Source organism: Trichocoleus sp. AS-A1 (assembly GCF_039962015.1).
GTDB lineage: Bacteria > Cyanobacteriota > Cyanobacteriia > Cyanobacteriales > FACHB-T130 > FACHB-T130.
Genome location: NZ_JAMPKG010000027.1, coordinates 77714 through 87304 on the forward strand (window position 1 = coordinate 77714; position 9591 = coordinate 87304).

9 protein-coding genes and 1 pseudogene are annotated in these 9591 nt (G+C 47.8%); 8 read left to right on the forward strand and 2 right to left on the reverse strand.

Annotation, left to right across the window (positions count from 1 at the left end):
• Window positions 1–51: 51 nt before the first annotated feature.
• Window positions 52–1242, reverse strand: a complete 1191-nt coding sequence (locus tag NC994_RS19755) for a histone deacetylase (protein ID WP_190434886.1) — start codon at window positions 1240–1242, stop codon at window positions 52–54.
• A 41-nt stretch (window positions 1243–1283) separates the two neighbouring features.
• Here NC994_RS19755 and NC994_RS19760 point away from each other — a divergent pair, with 41 nt between their 5' ends.
• The 8 genes and pseudogenes from NC994_RS19760 to NC994_RS19795 all read left to right on the forward strand — a co-directional run bounded on the left by NC994_RS19760 (window position 1284) and on the right by NC994_RS19795 (window position 8959).
• Window positions 1284–1595 carry a DUF981 family protein gene (locus NC994_RS19760; RefSeq protein ID WP_190434890.1) on the forward strand — a complete coding sequence of 104 codons (312 nt, stop codon included), beginning with the start codon at window positions 1284–1286 and terminating at the stop codon, window positions 1593–1595.
• A gap of 42 nt (window positions 1596–1637) precedes the next feature.
• Window positions 1638–1988, forward strand: a pseudogene (locus NC994_RS19765) (alpha/beta fold hydrolase); the annotation flags it as partial.
• 214 nt (window positions 1989–2202) lie between these two features.
• Window positions 2203–3144 carry an NAD(P)-dependent oxidoreductase gene (locus NC994_RS19770; RefSeq protein ID WP_190434896.1) on the forward strand — a complete coding sequence of 314 codons (942 nt, stop codon included), beginning with the start codon at window positions 2203–2205 and terminating at the stop codon, window positions 3142–3144.
• Between the two features lie 48 nt (window positions 3145–3192).
• Entirely contained in the window at window positions 3193–3894 is a 702-nt protein-coding gene (locus NC994_RS19775; protein ID WP_190416111.1) for a dienelactone hydrolase family protein, read from the forward strand.
• A gap of 73 nt (window positions 3895–3967) precedes the next feature.
• Entirely contained in the window at window positions 3968–4171 is a 204-nt protein-coding gene (locus NC994_RS19780; RefSeq protein ID WP_190416112.1) for a flavodoxin domain-containing protein, read from the forward strand.
• 1387 nt (window positions 4172–5558) lie between these two features.
• Complete coding sequence (locus NC994_RS19785) at window positions 5559–8039, forward strand: ATP-dependent Clp protease ATP-binding subunit (RefSeq protein ID WP_190434898.1); 2481 nt, start codon at window positions 5559–5561, stop codon at window positions 8037–8039.
• Window positions 8040–8193: 154 nt separating this feature from the next.
• Entirely contained in the window at window positions 8194–8412 is a 219-nt protein-coding gene (locus tag NC994_RS19790; RefSeq protein ID WP_190434901.1) for a hypothetical protein, read from the forward strand.
• 16 nt (window positions 8413–8428) lie between these two features.
• Entirely contained in the window at window positions 8429–8959 is a 531-nt protein-coding gene (locus tag NC994_RS19795) for a methylated-DNA--[protein]-cysteine S-methyltransferase (protein ID WP_277879697.1), read from the forward strand.
• Between the two features lie 102 nt (window positions 8960–9061).
• Here NC994_RS19795 and NC994_RS19800 read toward each other — a convergent pair whose 3' ends face one another.
• Complete coding sequence (locus NC994_RS19800; RefSeq protein ID WP_190434905.1) at window positions 9062–9298, reverse strand: tyrosine-type recombinase/integrase; 237 nt, start codon at window positions 9296–9298, stop codon at window positions 9062–9064.
• Window positions 9299–9591 lie beyond the last annotated feature (293 nt).

A 9591-nucleotide genomic window follows, 5' to 3' on the forward strand; every position in this document is an offset into this window, starting at 1 on the left:
AGGGCTGAGGGGTAGAGATGTCAGGGGTGAGCAGTCAGGGGTGAGAAGTGACTATCGAGAGAATTGCCAACGACCTCGCTGTAATGCGTTGAGTGTTGCAATATATTCCTCCAAGTTAAAAGAAGACTCCGTTTCTTTTTGGGGGAGGGTTTCTTCAATGACAAGCGGCAAACCCAACATCGCCGCAGACGTATTCACTATACAGTTGCCCAAATTCGTGGCATCGTAGCCACCTTCTAACAACAGCAGGTAATGCCCATCCACAGCAGCGATCGCTTCTGCGACTAAACGGGTTAGGTTGTAGTAAAGTTGGGCACTCAGGCACAAGCCTGCACCAGGATCGTACAGGTAAAGATGATTGATATCATCCAAATGTCCATCAAACCCCGCCGATACAATCACGATGTCGGGTTTAGCCTGGGCAATCAGGGCAGGTACAACGGTCTGGAACAACGCCCAATACTCATCATCTGCTAGCTTCGCGGGTAGCGGCAGGTTGATAATGTTACCTTGTGCGCCAATATCCGCCAGATTGCCGGTTTGCGGGTAAAGCTCTGCGCCGAATTGGTGGAGCGAGCAAAAAATGATGCGCGGGTCGTCCTGTACGATGTTTTGGGTACCATCTCCGTGATGCAAGTCCCAATCCAGAATTAAAACACGCTCTACACTTTCTTTTTTTAAGCAATACTTGGCTGCGATCGCTGCATTATTAAATAAGCAGAAACCACCCGCTTGTTTGCGTCCGGCGTGGTGTCCAGGCGGACGGTTTAAGCACAAAGCGCTTTGAATCTGACCGGACAAAATGCCTTTAAGGGCGCTAATTCCTGCCCCAGCGGAAATCAAGGCGGTTTTGTAAGAGCCGGGGCTTACATAGGTAGACTCAGCCAAATACCCGCCAGCCGCACTGATTGCCCGGACTTGAGCAATGTATTCCGATGTGTGTACCGCCTGTAAATCCTCTTCCGTTGCCGATTCTGGCTCAAGAAGAGTCATCTGCTGGCTTAACCCAAAATCTCTTAGCGCTGCCATTGCTGCTGTCAGGCGACTGCTGGATTCCGGGTGTGGCACCGGACTAACCACTGGGTAAGGAAACTGAATTTGGTCTAACGTGTAAACTGGGTCAAGCAAATCTTGCCCCGCTACCCAGTGATATAAATTATTTCCTTCGACCCTAATTTGACCAGGATCGTGTATAGCAAAATCAGGCGTATAAATTAGGGCAATTGGCAACATCTTGGTCATTAGTTATTCGTTCTTAGTTATGAGTCCTCAGGTAACAACTAATGACTTTTTATCCATTGTCCGAAAATGGCATTTATGGATTTTTTGCAGGACTTGTATCGCTGCTCATTGGCTTGCGCTTCATCAACCTGGGACTCATACCAATCGCTGTGCCAGCAGGAACTGGGTTTATCTTAGTTGGTTTAGGAGGAATTTTTGCTGTACCAACTCTCTATTTCAAAGAAAACCGGCTCTTACGAACTGTTGGAGCCATTGTGTTAATTGTGGCAGCCCTCATTTTTGCGTTTATTGGATTGAGTTCCTACTGGGCACATCTTGCTAACTTCTCGACGTGGCAACCCATGCCAAAGTAATTGCCGTAAAACGACTCCAGTAAACTTACAAGGAGTAATCCGATGATTACATATCGCACCGTTTCGATCGATGGTTTAGATATCTTTTATCGAGAAGCTGGTTCTCGCGATAATCCAACGATTCTGCTGTTGCACGGCTTCCCAACCTCATCTCATATGTTCCGCAATCTGATGCCCGCGCTTAGCGATCGCTTCCATCTCGTTGCTCCCGATTATCCGGGTTTTAGTAACAGTTCGATGCCAACTGTGGATGAGTTTGATTACACGTTCGATCATCTGGCACAGATCGTCGAGAAATTTATCGCTGCGATCGCTCTCAAGAAATATAGCCTTTACTTAATGGATTATGGTGTTCCGATTGGTTATCGGATTGCGGCTAAAGCTCCAGAGCGCGACACCGGGCACTTTGCGCTGGAAGAAGATGGGGATGCGATCGCAAACTACATCCGTCAATTTCTCGCGTCACGGCTTCAACCCATCCCTGCCTAATGAAAACAAAGAAACACTACTTTGATTTTTGTTGATTCTCTTAGGCTATGAAGTAAGCAATGAAAACGATTGAACGAGAAAGATACTCAACGTCAACAAAGTTTTAGAGGGTTTACAGATGAAGATTTTTGTTGCCGGAGCAACAGGAGCAATCGGTCGTCCGCTACTCAACCAATTACTTGCCAGAGGTCACGATGTTATAGCTCTAACCCGCTCCCCGGAAAGGGCACAGTCATTAGTGGCAGAGGGAATCGAACCGGCGATCGCCGATGTATTCGACGCAGATTCAATTAAAGCGGCTGTCATTCGCGCTCAACCGGAGGTGGTGATTGAACAACTCACCGCTCTACCCAGGACTTACAGCCGCGAATCAATGAGTGCAGCAGCGCCTTTGAATACGCGCATTCGGTTGGAAGGGGGTGCCAATGTGCTAGCAGCAGCACAGGCAGCAGGGGTGCGCCGTTACCTGAGACAGTCGGTCGCCTTCTGGGGAATTCCCGGTACTGGATTGGCAGATGAGGAAACACCGTTATCCCTTGATGCCTCCCCCGCCGTTGCCGCCGAGGCTCGCCTCGTAACTGAGATTGAACACCGTTTATTGGAAACATCCAATCTCGGAGGAATTGCTTTACGCTATGGTTTCTTCTACGGACCCGGCACTTGGTTCAACCCGGATGGCGATGTAGCACAACAGGTGCGACAGCAACAGTTTCCGATCGTCGGGAATGGTAATGGCGTTTGGTCCTGGTTACACATTGAGGATGCAGCGATCGCCACAGTTGCAGCCGCAGAGCAGGGCAATCCTGGTGTTTATCTGATTGCGAACGATCGCCCTTTAGCGGTGCGCGAATGGCTCCCTGCGTTTGCTCGATCGCTGAATGCTCCACCACCGCCACAGGTATCAGTTGAGGATGCTCTGAAAAGGGATGGTGGTGCGGATATTGTTTACTACCAGACTCAGATGCGAGGCGTATCGAATGCCAAGGCAAAACGCGAACTGGATTTTCAGCCGCGATCGTTGGAGTGGATCGTTGACAGCGCCGTGGCTGATGCCAGTTAACGTTCTAGCATCCAGATGGCTATCGTAATCAGGAAGAATGAAGGCATCATGACAACTCAAAATGTAACCATTCCAGCCTTTTCAGGCGGCAGTTTTAACGCCTATCTATCAGCACCCGATACTCAGCCTCGTGCAGGGATTGTGCTGATTCAAGAAATTCTTGGGGTCAATCCGAATATGCGACAGACTGCCGATGATTATGCTAAGGCAGGCTATTTGGTACTGGTGCCGGATCTGTATTGGCGACTGGAACCCGATGTGCAACTCGATCCTGGCAAGGAGGAGCATTGGGCTAAAGCCTTTGAGCTACTTCGAGCATTTGATGTGGATAGCGGCGTAGAAGACCTCAAGGCCAGTCTATCTTTTCTGCGGCAGTATCCCAGCAGCACAGGCAAGGTCGGCAGTGTGGGCTTTTGTTTGGGCGGCAAACTGGCATATTTCATGGCAACACGCACCGATGCGGATGCCAACGTCAGTTACTACGGTGTTGAGATTGACAAGAATTTAGCCGAGGCGACAAAGATTCAGAAACCGCTGATATTGCATATAGGTGGAAATGATGAGTATGTGTCCCCAAGCGCTCAAACAACCATTCAGCAAGGACTGAAAGACAACCCTCTGGTCACAATCTATCGCTATGAAGGAGTGAGTCACGGGTTTAGCCGCATGAATAGTTCCGCTTATCGCCAAGAAGCCGCAGAATTAGCACGCGATCGCACGTTGGCGTTTTTAAAACAGCATTTAGGGTAGCGGGACTTAAACGCAAAGCGATTGAGATTTGGCGCACAAACAGCTATCAACTTCAACAAGTGTGAGGTAAAAGATGACAAAAGTTTTAATCGTTTACGCAACTGATTACGGCAATACCCAGAAGATGGCAGAAGCGGTAGCATCTGGTGTGACATCAGTTCCAGGTACTGAAGTGGCGGTAAAGTTTGTTGAGGATGTTACTGAAGATGATGTAATCGCCAGTGATGGTTTACTGAAGAGAGGCTGGAAGCTGCCAAGTATCATGGTGCGAATGTAACACGAGTGGCTGCTGCCTTAGCAGGCAAAGAATTGTTTGCCAAGTAAAAAACTCAGGACTAGCCCTCAGCAGGAAATAATGTCGCCTCGGAAACAATGTTGATGGGACAAGGATTGTAGATAACAATCCTTGTCCCATCAACAAACCCTGCTAAGTTAACTAGCTTGACAGTGCTACTTCAACAGATTGTTTACTGCCAATCAGTAGCTTAGCTAATTTTTCCTTAAGAGCCTCTGCTGATTCTACTGCTGGCATCATCCTAAGCATGAACTGCCAGGGTGGTTATAACATCAATATTTGGCAGAAACATACTTCTGGTGAACTACTCTATCGTGCAACTAATCCCAACGGGAATTTAAGTTTGGGCAGAGGAACTAGCCAAAGGACAGAAGGCGTTTGAGTGTATAAGTTTCGGAATAGAAACTATGAATATTGGGTGTGGGATGGTACGTTAGATAATCCGCAGGCTGGAACTTTAGAGGTGTATAAAAACAACCGGATCTTGATGCAGCGAGCTTGTAGGAAAAGTTGAATCCTAAGAGAGGGTGTTATTCTCTAACGCTCGAATTGCGAACACTATGAGCGAATGATTCAGCCGTTTTTCACCTGGAAATCAGAAGTTGGCAGTCGGATTCCGGTATTTTTGCTTACCTTGGGATGCACTTGCTTCGTCCATACTTTACACCCCATTTACATCTACCGAAAGAGTTCAATCAGGGGATTTTCTCAAGATGATTCACTCGTTCCTGGCTGAGTGGAAAAGCCTGAAGGATATCAAGCCGGAGCGATAGTGAAATACTAGGGCAATGTCTTTATCGCTCACTGGGCTTCAAAACTAAAGGAGGGAGATCCCAATGAGAACGGCTGTCGATTACATGATAGCTTTACGATCTCATGTCTAGTCCTGCCGTTGCACACGCCAGAATCATTAGACCTCATGATTCATGCAGGAGATATAAATATACCGCCAGGTAGAAATATAAGGTTTTCCGACATTTTTAGTGGATGAAACTCTGATTGGTATCTTAAGCTACGAATACAGGGAGCGATGTATGGGGACTTAATAATAAGGATTATTAAGTTTATAAGAATTGATGAAGCTGCTTCTGGTTGAATGTTGGCGACGGTAGGGAAGAATTTTAAAATTATCCCTCCATTTATATACCTAAATTTCTAACTACCGAGGTATATTTTTTTCCGCCATATATGCATTGCGCTTCTATTCCCATGCATAGGCGGCAACTACACCTGATTTCATACGGTTGTGCCCACTGCGATCGCTATCAGGGTGGAGATACATTGTTAATTAAGCAAGTACATAAAAGTTTATGCATGGGGAAATGCCACTTCACCCATAGCCTAAACAGCTCGGTAGAGGAAAGTTGCTATGTTTCAACATTTCACAGACAAAGCCGTTAGGGTAATTATGCTATCCCAGGAAGAAGCACGTCGCCTGGGACACAACCTCGTGGGCACCGAGCAACTCCTTTTAGGATTAATTGCAGAAGGCACGGGTGTGGCGGCTAAAGTTCTGATCGATCAAGGCATCACCCTCCAAGCATGCCGGATTGAGGTAGAAAAAATTATTGGTCGGGGGTCTCGCTTTGTACCCTCTGAAATTCCCTTCACTCCTAAGGTGAAGCGTGTTTTCGAGCAAGCCTTTCTGGAAGCAAAGGCTTTCGGACATAACTATGTAGGCCCGGAACACCTGCTGCTCGGGCTGATTCAAGAAGGGGAAGGGGTTGCCGCCAAAGTGCTGCAAAACCTGAACGCTGACCCCGATAACATCCGTACCGCCGTGATTCGGATGCTGGGAGATGTCACAGCTGTCTCTGCTGGCAGTGGAGAAGATCGTTCGACATCCGGACGTGGCGATCGCAAAACCGCAACGTTAGATGAGTTCGGCACGAATCTGACGACACTCGCTGCACAAGGCAAGCTCGATCCGGTCGTTGGTCGCACCAAAGAAATCGAACGCGCTATCCAGATATTAGCTCGCCGCACCAAGAGCAACCCGGTGTTGATTGGAGAGCCAGGAGTTGGTAAAACTGCGATCGCAGAAGGTTTAGCTCAGCGGATTGTGAATAAAGACGTTCCTGGCTTCTTGGAAGATAAGCAGGTGATCGGTCTGGATATGGGTTCGCTGATCGCGGGTACCAAATTCCGGGGCGAATTTGAAGAACGCCTCAAGAAAATTGTGGATGAAGTTCGGACATCGGGGAACGTCATTCTGGTCATTGACGAAGTGCATACGCTGATTGGTACGGGGTCAACCGAAGGTGGCATGGATGCCGCGAATATCCTCAAGCCAGCATTAGCGCGAGGCGAGTTGCAGTGCATGGGAATGACCACCCTGGACGAATACCGCAAGCATATTGAGCGAGATGCTGCCTTAGAACGTCGCTTCCAACCGATTATGGTAGGCGCACCCAGCGTCAGTGAAACCATCGAGATTTTATTTGGTCTGCGCGATCGCTACGAGCAGCACCATAAAGTTAAAATCTCTGATGTTGCTCTAGTTGCAGCCGCCAGCTTGAGCGATCGCTACATCTCAGACCGTTACTTGCCGGATAAGGCAATTGACCTGATTGATGAAGCGGGTTCTCGCGTCCATTTGAGAAACAGCAAGTCTTCTGGGACTGGGCAACTGAAGCGCGAACTGCGTGAAGTGACCAAAGAGAAAGAAGCGGTTGTGAAGGCTCAAGACTTTGATAAAGCGGGACAACTGCGCGATCGCGAGTTGGAACTTGAGGCACAATTGAAGGCGATTTCTGACAACAAAAAGGCAGAAGTCATTAACCCTGAAGATTCCCCAGTGGTTAACGAGGAAGACATCGCTCAAATCGTTGCTTCTTGGACTGGAGTTCCTGTCAGCAAACTCACCGAATCTGAATCGGAATTGCTGCTGCACTTAGAAGATACCTTGCACCAGCGTCTCATCGGTCAAGAGGAAGCCGTCACCGCCGCCTCTAAGGCCATTCGCCGCGCCCGCGTTGGTCTAAAAGACCCCAACCGTCCTATTGCCAGCTTTATCTTCTCTGGCCCCACCGGAGTTGGTAAGACGGAACTTGCGAAGTCTTTGGCTGCTTACTTCTTCGGTTCCGAAGAAGCGATGATCCGCCTGGATATGTCGGAATTCATGGAAAGCCACACGGTTTCCAAGCTGATTGGTTCGCCTCCTGGATACGTGGGATACGACGAAGGCGGTCAGTTAACCGAAGCGGTGCGTCGCAAGCCTTACACGGTGGTACTATTCGACGAAATCGAAAAAGCTCACCCCGATGTGTTCAATATGATGCTGCAACTCTTGGATGACGGTCGCCTGACCGATGCTCAAGGTCGCACAGTAGACTTCAAGAACACCCTGATCATCATGACTTCCAACGTCGGTTCTAAAGTCATTGAGAAAGGCGGCGGCGGTCTAGGCTTCGAGGTTACTGACAATCAAGCTGAAGCGCAATACAACCATGTTCGCGCTTTGGTGAATGAAGAACTCAAGCAGTACTTCCGTCCTGAGTTTCTCAATCGTCTCGACGAGATCATTGTCTTCCGTCAGTTGACGAAGGACGAAGTGAAGCAAATTTCTGTAATCATGCTGCGCGAAATCTCCGAACGCTTGACCGAACAGGGAATTACGCTGGAAGTCAGCGATCGCTTCAAAGACCGTGTCGTAACCGAAGGCTATAGTCCTGCTTACGGTGCAAGACCCTTGCGTCGGGCGATTATGCGACTCCTGGAAGACAACTTGGCTGAAGCCATGCTATCCGGCACCATTCAAGATGGAGACACTGCCATCATTGATGTTGACGATGACGGTCAGATTCGGGTCGTCAAATCCGAACAGCGAGAGTTACTTCCTGTCGCCTAAGAGCATAAGTTCCGCAATTCATTAGCTAAGATTTAGCACTTTCATCCCCTGGCATTTCTGCCAGGGGATTTTTTTTGCAACCGTCCATTTCTGCTCAAAAAAGGCTGCCGGCGAGATGTAGCAATTAGAGCTAAAAATTTAAAATCCACAGAGGTTGGCGAGTCACAAGCGGGAGTTTCCGCGTCCTTGCGTCGTGGCGTTTAAGGAAACCAATCCAACTCTTATAAATATTTGTTGGGTTGACCGATGGTATGGGTTGCTGACAAGCGATACTTTCAGTGGGCTTCGCCAACGCATTCCCATGATGCACAGATGTGAATCCATGCCAAAATTCTATCTAGAATTGCAGGCGATCGCGTTCTGGAAAATCTAAGCAAAAAGGAATTTTTATGATTTCTGATTCAATTTTCTATACCTACATGGATAGCCCTCTGGGACGTATCTTAATCGCGCAAAACTCAGTTGGGCTAGTGGCAATAGACTTTCAAGAAGGACTGGCTGCAAAGTCTCCAGAAGCCACTTGGCATTTCCAAAAGAAGCTAGACGGTGACGCCGTTGATCAACTTCAGGCATATTTCAATGGCGAATTGTATCAATTCACGCTACCACTTGCCCCCATAGGTACGGTGTTTCAACAGCAGGTTTGGACAGCCCTACAGTCGATTCCTTACGGTCAAACGATATCTTATGGAGAACTGGCGAGAAAAATAGGATTGCCAACAGCAGCGCGTGCTGTGGGAGCAGCCAACGGTAAAAATCCTCTGTGTATTATTGTGCCTTGCCATCGTGTTATTGGCAGCAACGGCACACTTACAGGTTTTAGAGGTGGAGTCCGTCTTAAAGAAGGTTTACTAGAACTTGAGCGCAGACATAGCGCAAAATCTAATCGGCAATTGACAATGGCTTTAAGCAACAGTTAAAGACGCGATCGCATTTTTTTCTGTTTCTGGAAGACGTTTTTTGATGCTGTCTTTGATGATGCAATCGCTCAAGTGCGAATCAGCATATTATTGACGGCTGCTTCATCGGGTAATGGGAAAATGAAGCGATCTCGCATATTGTAAATGCTGCCTTAATGGTTCTACTAACTGTTTGAGTAGCATGGTGATGCAATTTTCCGCCTCAATGCGATCACGAATCATCATCCCCTTGCTTCCAAAGTCGATGTCTTTGACGCGCAGCCGCAATCTCTCGCCACGGCGCATTCCTGTACCGTAGAGCAAACTGCTACCTACTCCTAAGCTTGGGCACTTCTTCAAAACTTTGTACTACAAAGTGTAATATTAACTAGAATAGTACATTTAGACTGCAATAAGTGTCTGAACAATGAAACCCCCTGAGCCTGCACAGTGCTATTGCTGTGAACGAACAGCAACAACAAAAGATCACATTCCTCCCAAATGCTTCTTCCCTGAGAAGAAATACTTGCCTAGCAATAGCCCTAAGAGCTAATTTATAAAGGAAATCTTAAGCAGCTAGTCGTCTGACCATGAGACGAATCAAAGAACCATAAATCATTGCTTCGCTGATCTCTGAATACAGCTCATAATCC

Excerpts from the sequence above, each read along its gene's own strand:
- NC994_RS19775 (WP_190416111.1), top strand. The coding sequence starts at position 3,193 with ATGACAACTCAAAATGTAACCATTCCAGCCTTTTCAGGCGGCAGTTTT.
- NC994_RS19755 (WP_190434886.1), bottom strand. The coding sequence starts at position 1,242 with ATGACCAAGATGTTGCCAATTGCCCTAATTTATACGCCTGATTTTGCT.
- NC994_RS19770 (WP_190434896.1), top strand. The coding sequence starts at position 2,203 with ATGAAGATTTTTGTTGCCGGAGCAACAGGAGCAATCGGTCGTCCGCTA.
- NC994_RS19780 (WP_190416112.1), top strand. The coding sequence starts at position 3,968 with ATGACAAAAGTTTTAATCGTTTACGCAACTGATTACGGCAATACCCAG.
- NC994_RS19785 (WP_190434898.1), top strand. The coding sequence starts at position 5,559 with ATGTTTCAACATTTCACAGACAAAGCCGTTAGGGTAATTATGCTATCC.
- NC994_RS19795 (WP_277879697.1), top strand. The coding sequence starts at position 8,429 with ATGATTTCTGATTCAATTTTCTATACCTACATGGATAGCCCTCTGGGA.
- NC994_RS19760 (WP_190434890.1), top strand. The coding sequence starts at position 1,284 with ATGACTTTTTATCCATTGTCCGAAAATGGCATTTATGGATTTTTTGCA.